The organism is Aquipseudomonas guryensis (assembly GCF_014164785.1).
Taxonomy (GTDB): domain Bacteria; phylum Pseudomonadota; class Gammaproteobacteria; order Pseudomonadales; family Pseudomonadaceae; genus Aquipseudomonas; species Aquipseudomonas guryensis.
Genome location: NZ_JACJFN010000002.1, coordinates 717,831 through 739,746 on the forward strand (window position 1 = coordinate 717,831; position 21,916 = coordinate 739,746).

The 21,916-nt window shown below is 57.6% G+C and carries 22 protein-coding genes and 1 pseudogene; 12 read left to right on the forward strand and 11 right to left on the reverse strand.

Annotated elements, in window-relative coordinates; genetic code table 11:
• Positions 1 to 7: 7 nt before the first annotated feature.
• Positions 8 to 628, forward strand: a complete 621-nt coding sequence (locus H3H45_RS11090; protein WP_182833910.1) for an arylesterase — start codon at positions 8 to 10, stop codon at positions 626 to 628.
• Between the two features lie 248 nt (positions 629 to 876).
• On the opposite strand, the gene H3H45_RS11095 is transcribed toward H3H45_RS11090, so the two are convergent.
• The 5 genes from H3H45_RS11095 to H3H45_RS11115 all read right to left on the reverse strand — a co-directional run bounded on the left by H3H45_RS11095 (position 877) and on the right by H3H45_RS11115 (position 7,969).
• Entirely contained in the window at positions 877 to 2,937 is a 2,061-nt protein-coding gene (locus tag H3H45_RS11095; RefSeq protein WP_182833776.1) for an AAA family ATPase, read from the reverse strand.
• Positions 2,934 to 3,380: a hypothetical protein gene (locus H3H45_RS11100; RefSeq protein WP_182833777.1), complete on the reverse strand. Its 447-nt coding sequence runs from the start codon at positions 3,378 to 3,380 to the stop codon at positions 2,934 to 2,936. The genes H3H45_RS11095 and H3H45_RS11100 overlap by 4 nt, the downstream gene beginning before the upstream one ends.
• A 7-nt stretch (positions 3,381 to 3,387) precedes the next feature.
• Entirely contained in the window at positions 3,388 to 4,311 is a 924-nt protein-coding gene (locus H3H45_RS11105; RefSeq protein WP_182833778.1) for a hypothetical protein, read from the reverse strand.
• 386 nt (positions 4,312 to 4,697) lie between these two features.
• The gene (locus H3H45_RS20410) at positions 4,698 to 5,051 is read right to left on the reverse strand and encodes an HNH endonuclease (protein WP_407926696.1); all 354 of its coding nucleotides are present in this window, start codon (positions 5,049 to 5,051) and stop codon (positions 4,698 to 4,700) included.
• Between the two features lie 1,619 nt (positions 5,052 to 6,670).
• Positions 6,671 to 7,969 carry a tyrosine-type recombinase/integrase gene (locus tag H3H45_RS11115; RefSeq protein WP_182833780.1) on the reverse strand — a complete coding sequence of 433 codons (1,299 nt, stop codon included), beginning with the start codon at positions 7,967 to 7,969 and terminating at the stop codon, positions 6,671 to 6,673.
• Between the two features lie 235 nt (positions 7,970 to 8,204).
• Here H3H45_RS11115 and H3H45_RS11120 point away from each other — a divergent pair.
• From H3H45_RS11120 to H3H45_RS11130, 3 genes and pseudogenes are all read left to right on the forward strand, one after another.
• Positions 8,205 to 8,492: pseudogene (locus tag H3H45_RS11120) on the forward strand (GDSL-type esterase/lipase family protein); the annotation flags it as partial.
• Between the two features lie 55 nt (positions 8,493 to 8,547).
• Positions 8,548 to 8,832 carry a hypothetical protein gene (locus tag H3H45_RS11125; RefSeq protein WP_182833781.1) on the forward strand — a complete coding sequence of 95 codons (285 nt, stop codon included), beginning with the start codon at positions 8,548 to 8,550 and terminating at the stop codon, positions 8,830 to 8,832.
• A 119-nt stretch (positions 8,833 to 8,951) separates the two neighbouring features.
• On the forward strand, positions 8,952 to 9,923 hold the full coding sequence (locus H3H45_RS11130; RefSeq protein WP_182833782.1) for a L,D-transpeptidase family protein: 972 nt from the start codon (positions 8,952 to 8,954) through the stop codon (positions 9,921 to 9,923).
• Between the two features lie 127 nt (positions 9,924 to 10,050).
• On the opposite strand, the gene oprI is transcribed toward H3H45_RS11130, so the two are convergent.
• Positions 10,051 to 10,302: an outer membrane lipoprotei OprI gene (oprI, locus tag H3H45_RS11135; protein ID WP_003239826.1), complete on the reverse strand. Its 252-nt coding sequence runs from the start codon at positions 10,300 to 10,302 to the stop codon at positions 10,051 to 10,053.
• A 301-nt stretch (positions 10,303 to 10,603) separates the two neighbouring features.
• Between oprI and H3H45_RS11140 the strand changes: the two genes are divergently transcribed.
• Together H3H45_RS11140 and H3H45_RS11145 are read left to right on the forward strand one after the other, a co-directional pair.
• Positions 10,604 to 11,872 carry a hypothetical protein gene (locus H3H45_RS11140; RefSeq protein WP_182833783.1) on the forward strand — a complete coding sequence of 423 codons (1,269 nt, stop codon included), beginning with the start codon at positions 10,604 to 10,606 and terminating at the stop codon, positions 11,870 to 11,872.
• 19 nt (positions 11,873 to 11,891) lie between these two features.
• On the forward strand, positions 11,892 to 12,164 hold the full coding sequence (locus tag H3H45_RS11145; RefSeq protein WP_182833784.1) for a GNAT family N-acetyltransferase: 273 nt from the start codon (positions 11,892 to 11,894) through the stop codon (positions 12,162 to 12,164).
• Positions 12,165 to 12,221: 57 nt separating this feature from the next.
• Here the strand turns inward: H3H45_RS11145 and H3H45_RS11150 are convergent, their stop codons facing one another.
• Positions 12,222 to 13,298, reverse strand: a complete 1,077-nt coding sequence (locus H3H45_RS11150) for a 3-deoxy-7-phosphoheptulonate synthase (protein WP_182833785.1) — start codon at positions 13,296 to 13,298, stop codon at positions 12,222 to 12,224.
• Positions 13,299 to 13,453: 155 nt separating this feature from the next.
• Positions 13,454 to 13,873: a PilZ domain-containing protein gene (locus H3H45_RS11155; RefSeq protein ID WP_182833786.1), complete on the reverse strand. Its 420-nt coding sequence runs from the start codon at positions 13,871 to 13,873 to the stop codon at positions 13,454 to 13,456.
• On the opposite strand from H3H45_RS11155, the gene H3H45_RS11160 reads away from it, so the two are divergent.
• From H3H45_RS11160 to cysB, 5 genes are all read left to right on the forward strand, one after another.
• Entirely contained in the window at positions 13,872 to 14,258 is a 387-nt protein-coding gene (locus tag H3H45_RS11160) for a YbbN family protein (protein WP_182833787.1), read from the forward strand. The genes H3H45_RS11155 and H3H45_RS11160 overlap by 2 nt on opposite strands.
• Entirely contained in the window at positions 14,258 to 15,205 is a 948-nt protein-coding gene (locus tag H3H45_RS11165) for a putative 2-dehydropantoate 2-reductase (RefSeq protein WP_182833788.1), read from the forward strand. Before H3H45_RS11160 ends, H3H45_RS11165 begins: the two co-directional genes overlap by 1 nt.
• Before the next feature lie 7 nt (positions 15,206 to 15,212).
• Positions 15,213 to 16,118: a 5'-nucleotidase gene (locus tag H3H45_RS11170; protein ID WP_182833789.1), complete on the forward strand. Its 906-nt coding sequence runs from the start codon at positions 15,213 to 15,215 to the stop codon at positions 16,116 to 16,118.
• 93 nt (positions 16,119 to 16,211) lie between these two features.
• Positions 16,212 to 16,700 (forward strand): universal stress protein, encoded by a 489-nt coding sequence (locus H3H45_RS11175; RefSeq protein ID WP_173206325.1) that lies wholly within the window; start codon positions 16,212 to 16,214, stop codon positions 16,698 to 16,700.
• Between the two features lie 139 nt (positions 16,701 to 16,839).
• Positions 16,840 to 17,814, forward strand: coding sequence for an HTH-type transcriptional regulator CysB (gene cysB, locus H3H45_RS11180; RefSeq protein WP_182833790.1), 975 nt, complete (start codon positions 16,840 to 16,842; stop codon positions 17,812 to 17,814).
• 47 nt (positions 17,815 to 17,861) lie between these two features.
• Here cysB and H3H45_RS11185 read toward each other — a convergent pair whose 3' ends face one another.
• Positions 17,862 to 18,662 carry a phosphoadenylyl-sulfate reductase gene (locus H3H45_RS11185; RefSeq protein WP_182833791.1) on the reverse strand — a complete coding sequence of 267 codons (801 nt, stop codon included), beginning with the start codon at positions 18,660 to 18,662 and terminating at the stop codon, positions 17,862 to 17,864.
• Between the two features lie 122 nt (positions 18,663 to 18,784).
• Between H3H45_RS11185 and thrH the strand changes: the two genes are divergently transcribed.
• Positions 18,785 to 19,402 carry a bifunctional phosphoserine phosphatase/homoserine phosphotransferase ThrH gene (thrH, locus tag H3H45_RS11190; protein WP_182833792.1) on the forward strand — a complete coding sequence of 206 codons (618 nt, stop codon included), beginning with the start codon at positions 18,785 to 18,787 and terminating at the stop codon, positions 19,400 to 19,402.
• Positions 19,403 to 19,461: 59 nt separating this feature from the next.
• Here thrH and pabB read toward each other — a convergent pair whose 3' ends face one another.
• Positions 19,462 to 20,814 carry an aminodeoxychorismate synthase component I gene (gene pabB / locus H3H45_RS11195; RefSeq protein ID WP_182833793.1) on the reverse strand — a complete coding sequence of 451 codons (1,353 nt, stop codon included), beginning with the start codon at positions 20,812 to 20,814 and terminating at the stop codon, positions 19,462 to 19,464.
• A 114-nt stretch (positions 20,815 to 20,928) separates the two neighbouring features.
• Entirely contained in the window at positions 20,929 to 21,915 is a 987-nt protein-coding gene (locus H3H45_RS11200) for an alpha-L-glutamate ligase-like protein (RefSeq protein ID WP_220494231.1), read from the reverse strand.
• Between the last annotated feature and the right edge of the window lies 1 nt (position 21,916).

A 21,916-nucleotide genomic window follows, 5' to 3' on the forward strand; every position in this document is an offset into this window, starting at 1 on the left:
GAGTCCGATGCGTGCGTGGTGGGTAAGCGGTGCTGCTGCACTACTGTTGTTGGCCCAGGTGTTGTGGCCCCAGGGCGCCATGGCCGGCAGCGTGCTGGTCGTGGGCGATAGTATCAGCGCCGCTTTTGGCATGGATACCCGTCAGGGCTGGGTTGCTTTGCTGGAAGAACGCCTGGCCGAGGGTGGTTTCCCGCAGTCAGTGATCAACGCTTCCATCAGCGGCGACACCAGTGCTGGCGGTCTCGCGCGCCTGCCCACGCTGCTTGCACAGCATCAGCCGGAGCTGGTGATTATCGAGCTGGGTGGCAATGATGGACTGCGTGGACAGGCCCCTGCGCAATTGCAACAGAATCTTGCGGGTATGGTTCAGCTATCGCAGAAGGCGGGGGCCAAAGTGCTCATTTTGGGGATGCGTCTGCCACCGAATTACGGTCAGCGCTACACCACTGCTTTCGCCGAAGTGTTCCCCAAAGTGGCCGAAGAGTACGGCGCTGCTTTGGTGCCTTTCATGCTGGAAGGCGTGGCTGGCGTGCCCTCCATGATGCAGCCCGATGGTATTCACCCGACTACTGCTGCTCAGCCTCGGCTCCTTGATAACGTCTGGCCGGCACTGAAACCCCTACTCTGAAGTAGTCCCTGAGAAGGTCAGGAGGCGCCATCTTAATGGGCGCCCCGCTGTGTCTGTCAATCAGATTTTCTAACAGGCTTCTAACTCTTTTTCTAACACATGGCCGCTCTGGAGCGGGCTTTCGAGGGGGGGTAGGGGTGGCGTAACGGGGGGATTGAGCTGGGCTTGATTGTGGATATAAGGGCTCAGAAATTTCTGTTGGTTTTTCGAAGGGGAGGCCTATGGCCCCCACACATTTCTGAATGTGGCTACTCAGTAAGCGGTCGTATGAGCTTTCCCTCCCACCGAATGAGCTTGTGCGGAACACTGTTGGTCACGTCCCTAAAGACGGTTTCCGACTCATCGAATGACGCAGCAACAATGCTTTGTAATGTAGGCTCTGCCGCGAACCGTAGCAGTAGCTCTCTCTGGCTTTCCCAGCGCATTGAGTGCTGCCCTGGTTCGTCAAAAAGAATTATTCCGAGATGATTGCCCGGTGTGTGCGGGTTGGCCGATGTTTGATAAAGTGCAAGCAAGTAACTCCAGATTAGTCGTACGAAGTCGCTGGCACTGGAGTCCGCTTTAATATCGGTTTTTGGCTGCTTTCTGATGATCTCTCGAAGTTCTATTTGTTCGAGCCCTGGCACAAGGGTCTCTCGGCTTATCTTGACTTCTGATATGTTTGAGACGCTTTCATATCCAAATGACCCCGCGTTGGCTCTGAAGTTTTTCTCGAAAACCGAAATTCGAGATTCATCATTTTCATCATACTGTTTGGCCGGTAGGTCGCGGCGAGCCAGTTGGTTGAGTTCCAATCGTCTGGCTATTTGTTGAAGTGGTTCTAATTTGTTAGATACGCTTTCTTCAAGTTTCTGTAACCGCTCAATTTCAATTTCAATTTGAACTTGTCTGCGTAAAATTGTTTTTTGCTGCAAATTTGTAGAACCTAAGCTCCCTCGCAGGGATACAGCGTGATCTCTCTTTGAGTTTAGACGGCTCTCAATGCCAACAATTGTCGTGCTTGATTTGCTGATGTCTTCTTTAAGGCCAGCAATTTGCCGCTGAAGCATCCGGTGCTGGCTTTCAAGGTATCCGATATTTGTTTTTAGGTCCATGCTGGGACCAGTCTTCGACTCTCTAAGTAAGGTGTCATCTACCCCTTGATGGCACGTAGGGCAGAGCCCGACAGCTAATTGAATAGCATGGCTTGCCCCGAGCTCTTGGAGTTTAAGGGCAGCCTTGTTCTTGTCGAGATCGGATTTGGCTTCTTTTAGCAGCTCCTCGTAATCAATTAGCGAGGCTCGTTGCATTGCAAGGTTAGACTTTGCTCTCTCATGCAGCACGCTTAATGACTGCACTTCCTCTTCTGCGGACTCCAGTTGCTTAGTGATGGAGGCGCTTGCTGGCTCTTTGGCGTCATTGGTTTTTATGAGTAACTCAGAGTGCTCGCGTAGCAGGTTGCTAATGTAATCAGGTAGAAGCACGCTGCCGCCTTCGATGGAGCGGCTCAAATTTACTTGCTCTGGATCAAAGTCTGTTTTGGGTTGAGATGGTGTGTCTTGGAGTACAAAGCCAAGTGAGCTGGCTTCTAATTTTATTTCGGATACTACCTGGCGCCACTCTTGATCAATTGCGATGGATTCAGTATTTAGTTGATTGCGCTTGGAGATGGCTTCAAAAACACCGAGGCCTAATATGTACTCGGAGACCCTTGTGCGGGCTTCTCGAATTCCATAAAAAGGAATACTGGCGATGTAGTCGGTCCAGCCGCGCTTTTGCTCTACAGCGTGCGCGGCGAATATGGCTTGTAGATATAACTTTACTTCTGGGCCATTTGTTGTTGCTACCTTCGGAAGGTTTAAGTCCAAGAAGTCTTCTAAGAAGTGGAAGAATCCTTCCTTGCGTTGAGCGCTGCCGGGGTCATGCAAGTATGTTGGCGTCGGGTTATCAAAGGGCAGGCCATTGGTTAAGACTGGCCCTCGTGCAATTTCTACAAGTTTACTGTCCTTGGCATCATCTCGGATGGCTCTTCGGAGCGTTACTATGTCCCCCTTCCTGTTCTCAATCTCTGTCAGAATTTCTGATGAAATTACACTGAGCTTCTGGCCTGGGTCCTCTAAGTAGTCCCTGACAGCATAGGGGAGAATGCGTTCGCTCTTTCCTCCAACCAACTCCTCCATGCCCAGCGAATAGAGCAAAGAGTTGAAGAATGTACTTTTCCCGCTGGAGTTATTCCCTTTGATGACTGTTAGGTTTCGCGAGAATGAAAAGAAAAATCCGTGTAGCCCTTTGGGAGTGTTGATTCTGAGCTTGATTGCTCTAATGATCATTTTGAGTCCCATCCCTTTGCGATTGCTTCGACCATTCCCTCGGTTATCCCTTTTCCAATTGTTATTAGTGCTTCTTTTTCGCCGGGCAGTGTGTGTGGGTCTCGCGTTATTTCTTTGGCAAGTGCCTCCCCCTTGTCGGTGAGATCATAGCCGCCTCCAGATGTAGAGATAAGCTCTTCTGCGCATGCAAAGTTGATCGCGATTGCTAATGCGGGGTCAAATCCCCAGGCAGATATGTTGAGGGATTTGGACCGGGCTGCCGCTGAGAGCCGAGCAGTTCTATCTGGAGACTTCAGTGCCCAGTTAAATAAATGCAGCCTTGCTAAGCTCGACCTGTTGCCGCGAGAAGCTAAAAAGAGAATCAACAGAATCTGGGATATTTTATAAAGTGGTCTGTGCTCTGGAAGTACAGGTGTTGGTCTTTGCTGGAATATTAAATTCATGTGGGCATCAGTTGTAGTCAAGAGAGCAAATGGCAAGCCAGCGCGCTACCATATGTCGTGCTACTGTGGCAGCAGTGGCGTCAGTAATTTCTGGGCCGAGCTTTAGCAGTCTCTGCTCCAAGCCCTGGCGCACACTCTCAGTAAGCTCTTGCGGCGAGCCTTCATAGGCATAGGCTTGCTCTTGAACGTACTGCTCAAATTCATTTATCAGCCTAACCATCTTGAAGTAGAGAACTGGAGCGGTTCTCTCTACTCTACGAAAATAACCATCTGACTCTAAAAAACTGTCGAGGGTTTGCTGGTGGAGTTTATTTACCAACTCAGCATGCCTTGTGGAGTCGATTTTTGCTGCCAGTCGCGCGGAGGTTTTTCTCAGGACGTTACCTTCATAGACCTCGTGCGCCTCAATCAATGTCGGCAGAATTGCTGGGTCTTCGTTAAAGTCTATTCCTTCGCCGCTGGCGGTCCTGATCTCATTGATTTCAAGGATGTAATAGTCTGCATCGTGCAGTTCAATAGTGAAGTCTTCGCTCAAGAACGGAAGCCCCCAGGATCTAACTTCTTTCTCTTTTGCTCTTATGTGCAAAATTAAGTCGTTATGGGCAATTTCGGGTGTTACGAAGCGCCAAATAGAAATAGTGGTATTAGCCAGTATCTTTGCGAGCTGAGCTTCATAGGTTTTGAGCTTTTTTAGGTCAGTTGTGATCTTGTCACGTTGATGCTCATGTAGCTCTTTTCGGGTGTAATGATTATTAGGGCAGTAGCACTGGAATCCGATCCCCGTGGCAGAACAAAACCCCTCTAAGCCGTAATCGCCTGGCGTTGCGGGGATATGCTGGTAGCCATCTTGTGCGTGCTTTTTTTTGAAGACCTGCTGGCACAGGGCTTCCCAACTCGTGCCGTCAAATGCGCCCAAACTGGTTTTAAACATGCCGACTTCCGTTCAGCTTCTTATGAGAACCCTGGCTACCCTGGGCGTGCCTGCGGGACAGGCATGAAGCATGCCCCTTAGTGCCTTTTATCAAATTCTGTGAACTATGTCGCTCCGCTTTTGTCTTCAGGCAGTTTGGACTGTTCCAGCGCCACGACCAGCGTGTAGGTCCACGACAAGGAGACTGGCAGTCGGCATGAGGTGCAATCGGCAAGCCTGTGTTGATGGTGTATCCAGTGTCGGGTACGCAGGTTGTTCACTGAAGATGATCATCTCAGCGGAGGCCCCGAGCATCTCTGCGGGGGAATCCAAAAGAAGACATGGAGAGGAACTTTAAGAAGTAACCTTTAGGCCCCCTCCCTTTAAGTGAGGACTTTTGCTGGCCCTCAGTCGTCCCGCGCAAAATCCCCGTGAAGCCCAGCCCGCAGCTGTTGTGCGTATAGGGTGGCAGCTCTGAGGTTGAGCAGTTTGGCCCCCTCAAGAACTCCATGCGCCATTATTCGTACAACGTAATAACGACCTTGCCTGATGATCCCTTTGGGCAAGTCGCTATTGGAAGCGCGTCCCGGTGATCGCTTGTTCTGTAGATTCTCGGCATCGGTGCACGCGCGGAGGTTGTTTGTCGCGTTGTTCAACGGGTTCCCGTCGATATGGTCTACGAGAAGTTCGCCAGGGTCTCGGCCATTCTCCAGTGCCCAGATGATCCGATGGATTCGGTAGCTTGATCCGTGAAAGTTCACTCGCCAGTATCCGTCCGAACCTATCCCCCCAGTTGCGCCGAGCTTGCCCTGTTTTCGTCCTGGGGAGCCAATGCGGGTAAGGCCACTGGGGGCAGTAGGGTCGATGCGGAAACAGCGCTCCAGCTCTTCGAGTGGCGGGAGCGGTTTGATAGTTTTCAATGTGTCCTCCTTAACAGGTCATGTTGTGTTCTCCTTTAAGTGAGGGCCTATATGTCGTGTTCGCCTTGGTCTGAATCCACAATATATAGTGGGGCAGCAAGTCATCTCACTTCAGGAGGGCTTGCTGCTCAGCGTCCATGATGTAGTTGCCCGACTCACGGAGGAGCCAGGTGAAGGGGAACGAGCCGAGAACCGAACTTGATGGTTCTTGCCGGCCTCAGTGATGTTCTGGGCGCCCATGTAGGCGTTCTTGGTCATGAAGCCGACATCGATCAAGACCCAGGCGTAGACTCCCCAGGCACCATCCGGCTCACGACGAGCGCGCCCAGTGAGCATCTTGATGGCGCTTCGGCCTCGATGGTGTACCAGTGCGTTTCAGTGCGACGGCTGGCTCATTCACAGGGGTAGGTGATTTATGATGGCAGCACCACCATGGAGTCTTGCACGCAATGATGAAAGCTATAGGGGTACTGTCTCTGCTGGTTGGTGTGCCCGTTGTTGGCATGCTGGCTCATACTTTGTACAAGGGCTACTACGGTCCGCTGAAGGACTGTTCAGAGTTGCGCGGCTCTAAGTACGAAGCTTGCGTGACGGACATTGCGAGAAATATACCCCCAGCATCGCTTGAGCAGATCATGTCCAACTGCCTGACAGCTGATCGATTTATGCTCCTTTACAAAGCGAGTCCGTCGACACGCAGAGACTACCCACAGCCGCCTGAAGAGATTGAGGCTATGTACAAGGCGTCGTGCGGACGATCCTCGTAGAAGGTGGTCTTTATTACCCTGCGCTAATTCCCAATTCGGCCTCCAAGCGTTTTCTCTCGTGAGGATGGCGATAGAAATAGTGTTCGACACCTCGCGCTGCATGTCTTGCTGCCTGGGCAACGACCTGCGCCCCTCTGTTCGAGGTTGCGCGCTGTCCGATAGCACTCGCCGAGATTGTCTTAAGGTGGAGTGCCGCGATGACTTCTCCCGGTCGCACATTCAACCTGCCTCGACTTGCCCCGGCTGAAGTGGCTATTGAGCCGCAGACGATGTCGTCAAACCATCGGAGCCGGTCGAGCGACAGGAACGGGACGAGATTCGCGACCGGGTTTTCCGTTCTGAGCTCCGGGCGTCCCCTCCTTGGACTGTTTGTTTCTGGGGGAGCAGGAGTAGTGCTCTCATTCTTGGTCGTCGTGGCAGAGGCCTTCGCGAAGTCAGTGAGCAGGTGAGGGCATGCTCGTCGCTGCATAGCCCAGCGCTTGAAGTACGAGTTGCTGGTTGATAAGTCATCGGGTACAGCTTGCATAGTCCACCTCCTGGAGACGTTGTCTGTCTTCCAGTGAGGGGATTTGCGCTTACCTGCTCAGCCCTTCCCGAGTTGACTTGCTGTTTGTCCTCGGGCCACCTTGGCATTTGGGTAGCAGGCGAGGCCCAGCAACGGGCGTAGGGAGTCCTGCATGGCTTGAGGCGTGCTCATTGCGCGACACCCTCTTCCAGGGCTTTGCAGATAGCCTCGTGCTTTCTCTGGACCGGGATGCTTCCCCCGTAGGTATCGTAAGTGATCGTCCGCGAGGCATGACCTGTCACGGCCTGGGCGTACTGAAGTTCAACACCTGCCGCCTTCATCGAAGCTGCCATGTGGTGCCGCAGGGAATGGAGGGTTCGGTGCTCTCCTAATTCATCCCCAAGGGTCTGCTTGATCAATTGGCCGAGAACCTTGCTGGCCTTGTCGGGGCTCACGCCATGGTCTGAGGGCAGGGCGCCTACATCGACTGCCTGAAGGAATGCCGACAGGTCAAACCCAAGGGCTCCATCCACAAGAGGCACAAGGCGCTTGCTGTGTTTGGTCTTGATGGACTTGCCATCCTCATCTTCGTTGATGTCGATGCACCATAGGTCATCAACCTGCTTGATGTCGGCCTTGGTAAGGAAACTGACCTCCCCAACACGAGCCCCTGTGATGGACAGCAGGGACAGCGCCCAGCGCTCCCAGGAGGCCACAGGAAGGGCGTTTGCTTGTTCCATGAGGGTTAGCACCTGTTCCCGAGTGAACGCCTCACGCTTGCTATCTGCCCCCTTGGTTATCTTGAGCTTGTCGGCATAGTGCTTAGTGAGCTTGTCGGTACTAACGGCCCACTCCAAGACGGCCCCGAGCTGTGACAGCAGGTTATTCACCGTAGAGGCTTGGCGGCCCTCAAGGAGCTTAGTACGGAGCGCTATGAGATCTTCCCGCGTATGGCCCCGCAAGTCGTTCAGTCCGATGGACTCGAAGGCGCCCCCGATGGCCCTATGGGTCGTCATGGCACCTTTCCTGCTCTTCTCCTTGAGGTTGATACTGCGTTCCACCATGTACAGCTCGGACAGCTCGTTCCAACTCAAAGGGTCTTGCGGTGCGCCTACAGATAGGGACGGGTGAACGCCTCCTTGGCTATTGTGGTGGTCATTCTGATTGAGTCTATCAATGAGTTTGACCAGCGCCTCCGGTCGGCCTTCGATTCGAGCATTTGCAGCAGCCATGATGCTCTGCCCAGTAGCCAGTGCCCTGTACTGGTCAAGGCTCAGGTTGCCCTGCTTGCTGACCTCCCGCAGGGCGAAATACATCTCCTGGTAGAACTCGCTATGCGCGAAGTCAGACCCCAGGTTGCCGTGCGCAATCGCAAGAGACTCATCAGTGATGGCCAGCAGCCGCACCTTCAGCTCCTCCCAGCTCGCCTCGGGCTTGTCGAGGTGGAAGTAGGCGAGGGCACGCTGAATGTTGGTAGAGATTTCCATTGCTGTACTTCGGTCGCTGGTCCGCAGAGAGACGGTAAAGGTGACGAACGGTCGGCCTTGGGTTCGGATGCGCAGGTAGTAGCGTCCGTTCCGCCTGTAGTGCCAAGGCTTGGCGAGCGGTGTTGCCAGTTTCGGCGGGGCGCTTTCTAACAGATTTCTAACAGTTTCGGCATTCGATTGACTGGGCATTGGCTGGAACCCTTGAGTTTATGGGGTTCCTGGCCTTCAGTCGGGATTGCAACAGAATCTTGCGGCGATGGTCGACCGCTCACGTGCAGCCGGTGCCAAGGTGCTGTTGCTGGGTATGCAATTACCTCCCAATTACGGGCAGCGCTATACGCGTGCCTTTGCTGCCGTCTATGCCAATCTGGCAGCGGAAAAACAGGTGCCGCTGGTACCGTTCTTCCTCGAGGGCGTTGGTGGTGTGGCCGGAATGATCCAGGCCGATGGCATCCACCCGACCGTGAGCGCCCAGCAACGCCTGCTGGATAACGTCTGGCCACAGTTGCAACCCTTGCTCTGAGTCTTCCCCGTACGCAGCCTTTCGGCTATCGTGGCGACCCCTCTCGGAGCTCCCAATGCCGCGCCCTGCCTGGTCCCTGCATGCCTACCAATTGATCGTGCCGGACGAACAGCTCGACCTGTTCGCCTGCCGCGAAGCGCGTGTACACCTGGTCGCTCGTCAGCTCGAACTGCAGGGTTTTGCCGATCGCACGCTGTGCGGTGGCCTGCTGCCGGCCTTGCCGGTGATGCGCGCAGTGGATAAGACCAGTCTGCGCGACAAGCGCCTTTGCCAGGCTTGCAAGAGCGTGCTGGAGGCTCAGCGCCGAGGTGAGCGATCGATCTGGCCCGAAGCTTTGTAGGCAGGGTTTGGCCAGCTCGTCGAATTGATTTCTGCGGGTTGGCGGGGTCTCCCAGCACCAGCATTGCCGGTGTACAATTCCGAGTCTATTTATCAGCCATTCATGCCAAGGATTTCCGGATGTTGTCGCGCGTTCCTGCCGTCGCCCGTAACCTGACTCTCGCCAGTTTTTGCCTGGCGGGCCCCGTAGCAGCCCTGGAGCTGCCGCTTCCTGCTCCAGGCGATGACATCGTCGGCCAGGTGCAGGTGATCAAAGCCAAGTACGAAGACACCTTCGCGGATCTGGGCGTAGCCAATGATCTCGGTTACCTGGAAATGGTCGTCGCCAACCCGGGCGTCGATCCCTGGCTACCGGGCGCGGGCGCCGAAGTCGTGCTGCCAACTCGCTTCATCCTGCCACCAGGGCCGCGCGAGGGCATCGTGATCAACCTGGCCGAGTACCGCATGTACTACTTCCCGAAAGGGCAGAATGTGGTGCACACCTTCCCGCTGGGAATTGGCCGGGAAGGCTGGGGGTCGCCCATTGCGAAAACCACCATCACCGCCAAAACACCCAACCCGGGCTGGACGCCGCCCGCGTCTATCCGTGCTGAGCACGCTGCCGACGGTGACCCGCTGCCGGCCTATGTGCCGCCAGGCCCGGACAACCCGCTGGGGCCGTTCAAGTTCACCCTGGGTACTCCGGGCTACCTGATCCATGGCTCCAACAAGAAGTTCGGCATTGGTATGCGCGTCAGTCACGGCTGTTTCCGCATGCTCAACCACAACGTGCTGGAATTGGCCAAGATGGCGCCTGTGGGTACCTCGGTGCGCATTATCAACGAGCCGTACAAGTTCGGCATGAGCAATGGCAAGGTCTACCTGGAAGCGCATGCGCCGCTGGATGACCATGGCGTACCTTCAGTGGTGGACAAGCACACGGCTGTGATCAACGCGCTGCTCAAGCGCGACGAGGTCGCTGGGCAGATGCGTCTGGATTGGGAAGTGGTGCGCGAGGTGGTAGCTGCCGAAGATGGCATGCCTATCGAGATCGCCATACCGCAGCAGGGGCAGGGTTCGCTGGCAGACAATGCCGCGCAGCTCCAGTTCTGATCTAGATTGAGCGTTTCGAAGCCCGCCATGCCACGCATCGGCGGGCTTTTTATTGGCCTGGATAATTCACAGGCAATAAAAAAGCCGACCTGCGAACAGGTCGGCTTCTTCAAAGCCTTGGCAAGTATTACTTGCGGCTAGCTTTTTCCAGCATGCGCAGAGCGCGCTCGTTGGCTTCGTCAGCAGTCTGCTGAGCCTTCTGAGCAGCAGCCAGAGCTTCATCAGCCTTACGGTAGGCTTCGTCAGCACGAGCTTGAGCACGAGCAGCGGCGTCTTCAGTAGCGGTCAGACGGGCTTCAGTTTCTTTGGACATGCTGCTGCAACCGGTAGCCAGAACTGCTGCCAAGGCCAGAGCAGAGAATTTCAGAACGTTGTTCATCGTGTTCCCCTTGAGGTGGACTTTCCATAAAAGCAATTCCCCAACACTGGGAAATTAGCCGGGCTACATACTACCCATTACTTTTAGTAAGTAAACTGACCGAGCGCAAGACAAGCCACTTTTTTTCTTTTATCTAGCTATGCCTCTATGTTTTGCTTAAAAAACATACAGATCAGGCGCTTAGAGTGACGTCTTGGCCAGCAATTTAGCTCAGATCGTGGCTGGTGTCCTGCCTGCCTGATAACATCCGGGGCGGCCAGCGGGAAGGCTGTTCTCCCGAAATACTTCAAGGACGTTGCATATGTCGAAGCTGATTAAATGGGGCTTGCTGGGTGTTCTTGCCCTGGCACTGCTTATCAAGGCATCGCTGTGGTTGTCGGTCCGTTCGATCATGAACGATGCGATCGAGCAGTTATCGTCCATCATGCGCATAAGTTATTCCGGGATTACCTCCTCCTTCGATGGGCGGGTCGGGATTTCCGGCATTAATGTGCAAGTGCCACTGATGCGCGACCATTTCCGCATCGAACATGCCGAGTTGAAGTTCAAGGGACTCATGGACTTGTTGCGCTTCAAGGAGAGCATGAGTGCTGGCAAGTTTCCGGAGCAGATGGCGGTCAACATCAAGGGTCTGGAGTTCGACGTGCATGGCCCTTTCATGACGCAGATAAGCCAGCAGCCAGAGGAGGCGTCTATTTACACCGCTCTGTCGCAGGTCGCTTGCGGCAGCTCTCGCTATATCGGCAGTGATGAGTTGCTTGAGATGGGCTACCGCACGCTGGAAACCGATGCGCAGTTTTCCTACCTGTACCAGCCAGGCGCCCAGACGCTGACTTTCAATCTGACAGCCGACACCCGTGACATGGGTGAGTATCGTGTCAATTTTGCACTGGCCAATATGTCAGAGCGGCCCGGTGATTTGCGGGTTAATCCACCGCGTTTGTCCACGGTGACGCTGGAGATCAATGATGATCAGTACCAGCGCAAGGTCCAGAGCTATTGCGCCGGCAAACTCGGCCAGACTGAAGAAGCCTATCTGCAGACTACGCTGGATCAGCTTAATCGCGCTCTCCGCGCACAGCGGATTGCTCTGGACCCCGAGTTGCTTAAGTCGCTGGGCGCATACTACAAGGACCCACAGGCGCTGCGCCTGGAGCTGGCGCCCACGGAAGGCATGAGCTGGGATGGCTTGCAGTTCTTCGAGCCCAAGGATGTAGTAGCCATGCTGCGTCCGGTGCTGCTGATCAATCAGCAGGCGGTGCATCCTCTGGCGTTTTCCTGGGTCGACCCGGATGCGGTGGCTGCTCCTGAAGAAGAGGAGGAGTTGGTGCGTGCACCTGAGGTCGAGCAACCAGGCAAGTTGCGCCAGTACGATTTTGTCGAAGTCGCCAGTCTGGCCGAACATGCGGGAAAACGACTACAGTTCATTACTTATGACGGTGCCTACTATCAAGGCCTATTGCACAAGGTAGAGAACGGCAAAGTTTTCCTGAGTGTTCAGTTTGGTACCGGCTCGGCCGAGATGTTTCTTCGCCTGGAAAAGATCGATAAGGTAAGGGTTCTGTTCTAGAACCCGCTGAGGAGTAGCAATGAGCGAAGGGTTGTCCATCCACCATGACCTGGCGGGTCACCAGTTTGAGGCCATCATCGATGGCCATCGGGCGTACCTGGCCTATATGGACCTGGGCAAGCAGACCTTGGATATCTACCGTACCTTCGTGCCCAATCCACTGCGCGGTCGCGGCATTGCCGCGGCATTGACCGAACAGGCGCTGGAGTACGCGGAGCACATGGGCTACACGGTCATTCCGTCCTGCTCCTACGTGGAGCGCTATCTGGAGCGGCGTCAGCGTAACCACTGACAGGCCAGAACAAACAAAAACGCCGGGCAATGCCCGGCGTTTTCATTCCTGCTCCAATCAGCTGCGCTGGCGCTTGGGCAGGACGTCCTTGAGTTTGGCATGCATGCTGCGCAAGGTCTTCGCGGTGGTGTCCCAGTCGATGCAGGCATCGGTGATGGAGACCCCGTACTTGAGGTCGCAGAGGTCTTTGGGGATCGACTGGCTGCCCCAGCCCAGGTGGCTTTCCACCATCAGGCCGACGATGGAGTTGTTGCCTTCTAGGATCTGGTTGGCCACGTTCTCCATGACCAGTGGCTGCAGGGCCGGGTCCTTGTTGGAGTTGGCGTGGCTGCAGTCGACCATGACGTTCGGGCGGATCTTGGCCTTGGCCAGTTCCTGCTCGCAGATGGCCACGCTCACCGAGTCATAGTTCGGCTTGCCGTTACCGCCGCGCAGCACCACATGACCGTAGGCGTTGCCCTTGGTGGTGACGATCGAGACGCCACCTTCCTGGTTGATGCCGAGGAAGCGGTGCGGACTGGAAACCGATTGCAGTGCGTTGATCGCCACGGTCAGGCCGCCGTCGGTGCCGTTCTTGAAGCCGACCGCGGAGGACAGGCCGGAGGCCATTTCGCGGTGGGTCTGCGATTCGGTGGTGCGCGCGCCGATGGCCGACCAGCTGATCAGGTCCTGCAGGTACTGCGGGGAGATCGGATCGAGGGCTTCGGTGGCGGTCGGCAGGCCCATCTCGGCCAGGTCGCGCAGCAGTTGGCGACCAATGTGGAGGCCGTCCTGAATCTTGAACGAGTCATCTAGGTACGGATCGTTGATCAGACCTTTCCAGCCGACCGTGGTGCGCGGCTTCTCGAAGTACACGCGCATGATCAGGAACAGGCTGTCGGACACTTCCGCAGCCAGCACCTTGAGGCGCTCGGCGTATTCGTGGGCAGCCTTGATGTCGTGGATAGAGCAGGGGCCGACGACCACGAACAGGCGGTGGTCCTTGCCATCGAGAATATTGCGTACCACTTCGCGGCCATGGGCAACGGTGCGTTGGGCGGCGGCGGTGAGAGGAATTTCGCGCTTGAGCTGCGCCGGGGTGATCAGGGTTTCGTTGGAGGCAACGTTAAGATCGTCGATCGGTAAATCAGCCATCGTGCTATTCATCAGTCAGAGTCATCAGGTCACGGGTGCCGGGCGCCAGAGGCACAGCTAATCATGGGCGCAGCGGGGAAGCGGAACCTTAGCGCGTAACGGGCGGGCTCGACAATGGGCGCGGCCGCTTAAAAGCCGCGCCAGGCGCGAAAACACTAGTTCAGGCTGGCGCCGGAGAACTCTTCGGCATGCAGGGCAATCCATTCGCGAGCCACTGCTTCGACCGGCAGATCCTCGCCGAGCTCACGTTCCCTCTGATGGCGGTAGTGCTCGATCTGGCAGACCTGCTCGACCATGCGCGCACGGAACAGCGTGTCTTCATCGATAAAGGCAATGCCGACCAGATAGTCCTCGGTCTGCTTGCGGCACCAGGCCACAACGCCCGGATAGCGCGCCTGCTCGCCCAGCAAGGGAATGCGCAGCTCGACTGCCGTGCCCTTGCGAAAGCCTTTGTTGGAATTGCACGCCACGCCCCCGAGACTGATATTGTTCAGCCTTTGTCGCGGCAGGAAGGCGTGTTTGCGTTGAACCAGTTCGACTGGCATGTCGCTGGGGTGACGCAAGAAATGACGCATGTTGACTACTCCGGATGCCACTCATTTGACATCACACATGAACAGTATAGTGCCCAGTCTGGAGTTGACCGACTTCGATGCCGAGCAGCGTCTGTTGCAACTGAACGGCACGTCCTTGCTCATATTCACCAGCATAGGTTGTGCCAGTTGCCGCTGGGTGCGCCGCGAGCTGCCTGGCTTGCCACTGGCGGTGGAGCAGCTGTGCTGGGTCGATGCCGGAGATAATGGCGGCCTGGTCGAACTCTATGAGGTTTTCCAGCTTCCCAGCCTGTTTCTGATCCGTGACGGCCAGTTTTTTGGCGCCTTGCAGTGCCGCTTGAGCACCGCTGGCCTGAATGCGGCCATCGAGCAGGCCCTGCACCTGGAGTCCGAGGAGTTACCTTGATGCAAAATGGATCAGGCCCGCGCATTGGCATTATCGGTACCGGTGCCATTGGTGGCTTCTACGGTTTGATGCTGGCCCGTGCCGGTTTCGATGTGCATTTCCTGCTGCGCAGCGAATATGCAGCCGTTGCCGAGCATGGTCTGCAACTCAACAGTGCCGTGCATGGCCGGCTGCATCTGCAGCCGGTGCAGGCCTGGCCGAGCGTGGAGCAAATGCCCCTTTGCGATTGGCTGCTGGTAGGTACCAAGACCACCAGTAACGCCGAGCTGGCGCCGCTGATTGGTAGCGTCGCAGCGCCGGGGGCCAGGGTTGTGTTGCTGCAGAACGGCCTGGCGGTGGAGGAGCAGTTACGCCCTCTGCTGCCGGACTCCCTGCACCTGCTCGGCGGGCTCTGCTATATCTGCGCGCATCGTTCCGCGCCTGGGGTGATCGAACACCAGGCACTGGGGGCGCTGAGCCTGGGTTACCACTCGGGCCCGTCGAGCAGTACGGAGCAGTGCCTGGCGATTGTCGAGGAGGGCGCTGCGATGTTCCGCGCCGCCGGGCTGGAGGCCACGGCAATGGTCGCACTGGAGCAAGCGCGCTGGCAGAAACTGGTGTGGAACGTGCCGTACAACGGTTTGTCCGTGCTGCTCAACGCGGGTACTACGCGCCTGATGGCGAACGCCGATAGTCGCGCGCTGATCCACGCCATCATGCTCGAAGTGGTGCAGGGTGCTGCTGCCTGTGGCCATGTGTTGCCGGAAGGTTGTGCCGACAAGCTGCTGGAGGCCACCGAGCGCATGCCAGACTACCTGCCGAGCATGTACCACGACTTCACGCTGCAGCGCCCGCTGGAGCTTGAGGCCATTTACGCCGCACCGCTGGCCGCCGCTGCTGCTGCCGGCTGTGAATTACCGAAAACCCGCATGCTGTACCAGGCATTGCGTTTTCTGGACGTACATTGAGGTCGATATGAGCAAGGGACTGGGTGACAAGCTGGTGCTGGCGATTTCCTCGCGAGCACTGTTCGACCTGAGTGACAGCCATCGCATCTACGAGAGCGAAGGGGTCGCTGCCTACCGCCAGTACCAGATCGACCACGAGGAGGAGATTCTCAGCCCTGGCGACGCTTTCCCCTTGGTGGAAAAGCTGCTCAGCCTCAACACCAGTCTGGGCCAGGCCCGTGTCGAGGTCATCCTGGTGTCACGCAACAGTGCCGATACCGGCCTGCGCGTGTTCAACTCGATCCAGCACTACGGTCTGGGCATTTCCCGCGCCGCCTTCGTCGGCGGCCGCAGCCCTTACCCCTATCTGGCTGCATTCGGCTGCCACCTGTTCCTCTCCACCCATGTCGAAGATGTGCGCAGTGCCCTGGATGCGGGCTTTGCCGCTGCCACCATTCTTTCTGGTGGGGCACGGCGGGCAGCAAGCAACGAGCTGCGCATCGCCTTCGACGGTGATGCCGTGCTGTTTTCCGATGAATCCGAGCGGGTTTATCAGCAGGGCGGCCTGATCGCGTTTCAGGACCATGAGAAGGCTTCTGCGCGGGAGTTGCTGGGTGGTGGCCCGTTCAAGCCGTTCCTGGCAGCCCTGAACCGCTTGCAACGCGAATTTGCCGAAGAGCAGTGCCCGATTCGTACCGCACTCGTTACCGCGCGCTCGGCACCCGCCCATGAGCGGGTCATCCGCACCCTGCGCGAGTGGGATATTCGACTGGACGAGTCGCTGTTTCTCGGTGGCCTGGAAAAAGCGGCGTTTCTTGAAGCCTTCGCTGCTGACGTGTTTTTCGATGATCAGGCCGGGCACTGTGAAAAAGCCCGTGAAGTGGTGGCCACCGGTCATGTACCGCATGGCGTGAGTAACGAAATACAGCTCTGAGGGCCGCCCGTCTGCTCCCTGGTCTGCTGCCTTGCGCGCGGTGACACGCTGCTAAGCTCAAAACAGGGCCGCAGCAGGAAGTGGGGAGGCCGCATGATCAGATCCATCCTATATGCCACCGATCTCGGTCTGTACGCTCCTTATGTGCTGCAGCATGCACTGAACCTGTCCCGTGCCCTCAAGGCCGAGCTCTATGTGGTGCATGCGGTCGAGCCCATGGGGCTGTTCGCCGAGTCTGTGCTGCAGACCTACCTGGATGAGAAAACTCTGCAGGAGCTGCGTAGTAAAGGTTTGGGCAATGTCATGGCGAGTATCGAGCAGAGAGTGCTCGAAGGATTTCGCGATGAGTTGGGCGATGCACAGCATGACATCGAGTTGATCCGCAACGTACGGGTGGCTCAAGGCGATTCCTCACAGGTAATTCTCGAGGAGGCGCGCAAACTTGCCGTTGATCTGCTGGTCGTAGGTAGTCACAGCCATGGCGCGACTCAGGAAACCCCGTTGGGGCGCACAGCGGCACGTGTCCTGCAGCTCTCCGAGATACCTGTCTACCTGGTGCCAATGCTGCAGCATCGTGGTTGAGGCGGGTTATGCACATTCGTTAGACGAACGGCATGCATAACTCAGAAAATCGTCTAGTTTTATTCCTTAAACCATTAATATGGTTATATAACGCAGCTGGCACATTCGAGCAGCGTCTATCTGCTTTAGAGGGATATTTATGAAGCTCCAGCAACTGCGCTACATCTGGGAAGTGGCGCACCACGACCTCAACGTCTCCGCTACTGCGCAGAGCCTCTACACCTCACAACCCGGCATCAGCAAGCAGATCCGCCTGCTGGAGGATGAGCTGGGTGTGGAAGTCTTCGCCCGCAGTGGCAAGCACCTGACCCGGGTGACCCCGGCTGGCGAGCGAATCATCACCACGGCGGGAGAGATTCTGCGCAAGGTCGAGAGCATCAAACAGATCGCCCAGGAGTTCTCCAACGAGAAGAAGGGCACGCTGTCCATCGCCACTACTCATACCCAGGCGCGCTATGCATTGCCGCCGGTGATCAGCAGCTTCATTAAGCAGTACCCTGATGTCGCCCTGCACATGCATCAGGGCACACCGATGCAGATTGCCGAGATGGCCGCCGATGGCACCGTCGACTTCGCTATCGCTACCGAAGCGCTGGAGCTGTTCGGTGACCTGGTGATGATGCCTTGCTATCGCTGGAATCGCTGTGTGGTGGTGCCCCAGGGCCATCCGCTAACCAAACTGCCGAAGCTGTCGCTGGAAGCCCTGGCCGAGTACCCGATCGTCACCTACGTATTCGGTTTCACCGGTCGCTCCAAGCTGGACGAGGCATTCAGCCACCGCGGCCTGACGCCCAAGGTGGTGTTCACTGCGGCCGACGCCGACGTGATCAAGACTTACGTGCGTTTGGGGTTGGGAGTGGGCATCGTGGCGCGCATGGCGGTCGACGCCAAGCTCGACAGCGATCTGGTGGTGCTGGACGCCAGCGACCTGTTCGAATCCAGCGTGACCAAGATCGGCTTCCGCCGCGGCACTTTCCTGCGCGGCTTCATGTGCGACTTCATCGAGAAGTTCGCTCCGCACCTGACCCGTGAGGTGATGGCCAAGGCGGTGCAATGCCATACCAAGGCCGAGCTGGATGAGTTGTTCGACGGAGTCGAGCTGCCGACTTACTGAGCACCATCCAGATAGGAAAAAGCCCGGCATTCGCCGGGCTTTTTCATTCAGGCTCTGGCTATCACATTGCCAGCGTGCAAGCCGCATTCTTTCTGGGTTTCCTCCTCCCACCACCAGCGGCCTTCGCGCTCGTGCTGGTTGGGCAGGACCGGGCGGGTACAAGGCTCGCAGCCGATGCTGGTGTAGCCGCGCTCATGCAGGCTGTTATAGGGCAACTCGAGCATGCGGATATAGGCCCAGACTTCCTCGCTGCTCATCTGCGCCAGCGGATTGAACTTGTACAGCGGTTTGTCGGCTGTGGAGAAGGCGCCATCCAGTTCCAGGGCGGCTACCTGGCTGCGGGTGCCGGGGCTCTGGTCGCGGCGCTGGCCGGTGGCCCAGGCCTTGACGTTGGCCAGCTTGCGCTTGAGCGGTTCGATCTTGCGGATGCCACAGCATTCGCCGTGACCGTCCTTGTAGAAGCTGAACAGGCCTTTCTCGCGCACCAGGGTTTCCAGTTTCTGGGCGTCAGGGCTCAGTACTTCGATGGCGATGCCATAGTGCTCGCGTACATGCTCGATGAAGCGATAGGTTTCCGGGTGCAGGCGACCGGTATCCAGGCTGAAGACCTTGACCTGCTTGTTGAGCTTCCAGGCCATGTCGACCAGCACCACATCCTCGGCGCCGCTGAAGGAGATCCACAGCTCGTCACCGAAGTGCTCAAAGGCCAGCTTGAGAATGTCCTGGGGTGATTTGTTGGTATAGGCCGCTGCCAGTTCGGCAACGTTGAAGGCTTGGCTCATCGGGCTGGTTTCCTGGAGTAGGTGGCGCTGAACGCTCTGTGCCGAGGATGTTAGCAAAAAGGACATATGCGTCTAAATAACCATATGCCTGCACGACTAACTACTATGGATATAAGTGCTGCGTTGCGTCGCAACGGGTGAATCGCTAGAGTGCCGCCTTCTGTCAAATTGCTAGCTAGGAGTGTCCCGTGGAAATTGCCTGTCTCGACCTCGAAGGCGTTCTGGTTCCGGAAATCTGGATCGCTTTCGCTGAAAAAACCGGCATTGACGCCCTCAAGGCGACCACCCGGGATATTCCTGACTACGACGTGCTGATGAAGCAGCGCCTGCGCATCCTCGACGAGCATGGGCTGAAGCTCGCCGATATCCAGGACGTGATCGCCACGCTCAAACCGCTGGAAGGTGCCGTGGAGTTCGTCGACTGGCTGCGCGAGCGCTTCCAGGTGGTGATTCTGTCCGACACCTTCTACGAGTTCTCCCAGCCGCTGATGCGCCAGCTGGGCTTTCCGGCGCTGCTGTGCCACAAGCTGATCACTGACGAAACCAATCGAGTAGTGGGTTACCAGCTGCGCCAGAAGGACCCCAAGCGTCAGTCGGTCATTGCCTTCAAGAGCCTGTACTACCACGTGATTGCCGCTGGCGACTCGTACAATGACACCACCATGCTCAGCGAGGCCCACGCCGGCATCCTGTTCCATGCCCCGGACAACGTGATCCGCGAGTTCCCGCAGTTCCCGGCGGTGCACACCTATGAAGATCTCAAGCGCGAGTTCCTCAACGCATCAGTGCGTGATCTGAGCCTGTAAAGCTCTCTCGCATAAAACAAGGCCCGCTATCTGCGGGCCTTGTCGTTTCTGGATGCAGGCTAAAAGCCGGAAAGTTGTTCCAGGGTCTGCAGCAGCACTTTGACCTTGGTGATCGACTCCTGGTACTCGGCCTGCCACTGCGAGTCGGCGACTATGCCACCGCCGCCCCAGCAACTGATCTGGCCATCCTTGATAAGCAGGCTGCGAATGGCGATGGAGCTGTCCAGCTCGCCACGCACGTCCAGATAGAGCAGGGAGCCGCAATACAGCGTGCGACGGGTCGGCTCCAGTTCGTCGATGATCTGCATGGCGCGAATCTTCGGTGCGCCGGTGATCGAACCGCCGGGGAAGCTGCCGGCAATCAGGTCCAGTGCGTCTTTGCCTGCGGCCAGCTCACCGGTCACCGCGCTGACCAGGTGATGCACGTTGGGGTAGCTCTCCAGGGCGAACAGCTCGGGCACCCGCACCGAGCCGATGCGGCAGCTGCGCCCCAGGTCGTTGCGCAGCAGATCGACGATCATCAGGTTTTCGGCGCGATCCTTGAGGCTATCCAGCAGCAGCTGCGCTTCGGCGGCATCGGCGGCTGGCGTAGCCCCGCGTGGACGGGTGCCCTTGATCGGTCGGGTTTCCACTCGGCCCTGGCTGACCTGCAGGTAACGCTCCGGCGACAGGCTGAGAATGGCGCCGCCATCGGGCAGGCTCTGGAAACCGGCGAATGGAGTAGGGCAGGCTGCGCGCAGGGCCTGGTAGGCCGTCCAGGGATCACCGGCACAAGGCGCCTGGAAGCGCTGAGCGAAGTTTACCTGGTAGCAGTCGCCGGCCTGGATATAAGCCTGGATGCGCTCGATCGCCTGACGGTATTGCTCGGCGTCGAGGTCGCCGCGAAAGGCTTGCAGGAGCTTGAAGTTGGCGGCCGCGCCAGGCGTCGGCTGGCTGAACAGTGCGATCAGGCGTGCTCGCTCGGTCGCATCCAGTTGCGGGTGAAACACCAGCTGGCTGGTACGCTTCTGGTGGTCGCTGATCAGGGCCCAGCCATACAGGCCAAAGCGAGCATCCGGCAACTGCAGATCATTTTCTGCCTGTTCCGGCAGTTGCTCGATGCGGCGGCCGAAGTCGTAAGCCAGATAGCCGATCAGGCCGCCGGTGAAGGGCAGCTCGATATCCGTCGGAGCTTCGGCGCGCCCCAGCTGAGCCAGGCCCTTGCGCAGTTGCTGGAAGAAGTCGGCGGCGGATTCATTGGGCTTTGGCACGAATGTCTGCAAGGGCCAGGCGCTGAGCAGGTCGAAGCGCCCGCGCAAGGCCTGTGGGCGACCGGCATCCAGCAGCACGGCGCCGGGCGCCTGGCGCACGAAGGCAAAGTAGTCGGCCGGATCGGCCAGATAGGGCAGGGCGTGAACGAGGCAGCTGTGCATGCGGATTGGTCAGGCGAACGCGAAAGCCGATTGTAGGCTGCGTACCCTGCTAGAGCCTAGGGCGCAGCAATGAAAAAGCCCGGCCGGAGCCGGGCTTTTTCTGGCGGAGCCGAATCAGATCTCTGCTGGTTTGACGTGGCCGAACAGCTGCTGGGAGAAACGCACGCGATCTTCCACGCTTTCCTTCACATCGTTCTTCGCCAGCTCGGCAATCCGTGCTTCCACCGCGTGGGCACGATGGGTCAGGCCGCAGTCGTTGGCGATCTGGATGTTCAGGCCGGGGCGGGCGTTGAGCTCGAGGATCAACGGGCCTTTCTCTTCGTCCAGCACCATGTCCACGCCGATGTAGCCAAGGCCGCACAGCTCGTAGCAACCGGCCGCCAGCTTCATGAAACCGTCCCAGTTGGGCAGCTGCACGCCATCCACTGCGTTGGTGGTGTCTGGGTGCTTGGTGATCTTGTTGTTCAGCCAGGTGCCGCGCAGGGTCAGGCCGGTCGCCAGGTCCACACCGACGCCGATGGCGCCCTGGTGCAGGTTGGCCTTGCCGTTGGACTGGCGGGTTGGCAGGCGCAGCATGGCCATCACCGGGTAACCCATCAGGACGATGATGCGGATGTCCGGCACGCCTTCGTAGCTGATGCTCTTGAAGATCGGGTCCGGGGTGACCCGGTACTCGATCAGCGCGCGGTCGCGGTGACCGCCCAGGGAATACAGGCCGGTAAGGATGCTCGACAGCTGGTGCTCGATGTCCTCTTGGCTGACGATCTTGCCGGAAACCGTCTTGTAGCGACCTTCGAACTTGTCGGCGATCACCAGGATGCCGTCACCGCCGGCGCCTTGCGCCGGTTTGATCACGAAATCGCTGCGTCCGGCGATGATCTCGTCGAACTTCTCGATTTCCTTCTCGGTGGAGATGATCCCGTACAGCTCCGGCACATGGATGCCGGCCTGGATCGCGCGCTCCTTGGTGATGATCTTGTCATCGACGATCGGGTACAGGTGCCGTTGGTTGTACTTCAGCACGTAGTCCGCATTGCGTCGGTTGATGCCCATGATGCCTTTGGCTTCCAGGGCCTTCCATCTTTTCCAGAGACCGATCATG

Bases quoted from the DNA above. Each gene is read 5' to 3' on its own strand.
- H3H45_RS11090 (WP_182833910.1), top strand. From the start codon at position 8: ATGCGTGCGTGGTGGGTAAGCGGTGCTGCTGCACTACTGTTGTTGGCC.
- H3H45_RS11095 (WP_182833776.1), bottom strand. From the start codon at position 2,937: ATGATCATTAGAGCAATCAAGCTCAGAATCAACACTCCCAAAGGGCTA.
- H3H45_RS11100 (WP_182833777.1), bottom strand. From the start codon at position 3,380: ATGAATTTAATATTCCAGCAAAGACCAACACCTGTACTTCCAGAGCAC.
- H3H45_RS11105 (WP_182833778.1), bottom strand. From the start codon at position 4,311: ATGTTTAAAACCAGTTTGGGCGCATTTGACGGCACGAGTTGGGAAGCC.
- H3H45_RS11115 (WP_182833780.1), bottom strand. From the start codon at position 7,969: ATGGAAATCTCTACCAACATTCAGCGTGCCCTCGCCTACTTCCACCTC.
- H3H45_RS11125 (WP_182833781.1), top strand. From the start codon at position 8,548: ATGCCGCGCCCTGCCTGGTCCCTGCATGCCTACCAATTGATCGTGCCG.
- H3H45_RS11130 (WP_182833782.1), top strand. From the start codon at position 8,952: ATGTTGTCGCGCGTTCCTGCCGTCGCCCGTAACCTGACTCTCGCCAGT.
- oprI (WP_003239826.1), bottom strand. From the start codon at position 10,302: ATGAACAACGTTCTGAAATTCTCTGCTCTGGCCTTGGCAGCAGTTCTG.
- H3H45_RS11140 (WP_182833783.1), top strand. From the start codon at position 10,604: ATGTCGAAGCTGATTAAATGGGGCTTGCTGGGTGTTCTTGCCCTGGCA.
- H3H45_RS11145 (WP_182833784.1), top strand. From the start codon at position 11,892: ATGAGCGAAGGGTTGTCCATCCACCATGACCTGGCGGGTCACCAGTTT.
- H3H45_RS11150 (WP_182833785.1), bottom strand. From the start codon at position 13,298: ATGGCTGATTTACCGATCGACGATCTTAACGTTGCCTCCAACGAAACC.
- H3H45_RS11160 (WP_182833787.1), top strand. From the start codon at position 13,872: ATGTTGACTACTCCGGATGCCACTCATTTGACATCACACATGAACAGT.
- H3H45_RS11155 (WP_182833786.1), bottom strand. From the start codon at position 13,873: ATGCGTCATTTCTTGCGTCACCCCAGCGACATGCCAGTCGAACTGGTT.
- H3H45_RS11165 (WP_182833788.1), top strand. From the start codon at position 14,258: ATGCAAAATGGATCAGGCCCGCGCATTGGCATTATCGGTACCGGTGCC.
- H3H45_RS11170 (WP_182833789.1), top strand. From the start codon at position 15,213: ATGAGCAAGGGACTGGGTGACAAGCTGGTGCTGGCGATTTCCTCGCGA.
- H3H45_RS11175 (WP_173206325.1), top strand. From the start codon at position 16,212: ATGATCAGATCCATCCTATATGCCACCGATCTCGGTCTGTACGCTCCT.
- cysB (WP_182833790.1), top strand. From the start codon at position 16,840: ATGAAGCTCCAGCAACTGCGCTACATCTGGGAAGTGGCGCACCACGAC.
- H3H45_RS11185 (WP_182833791.1), bottom strand. From the start codon at position 18,662: ATGTCCTTTTTGCTAACATCCTCGGCACAGAGCGTTCAGCGCCACCTA.
- pabB (WP_182833793.1), bottom strand. From the start codon at position 20,814: ATGCACAGCTGCCTCGTTCACGCCCTGCCCTATCTGGCCGATCCGGCC.
- H3H45_RS11200 (WP_220494231.1), bottom strand. From the start codon at position 21,915: ATGATCGGTCTCTGGAAAAGATGGAAGGCCCTGGAAGCCAAAGGCATC.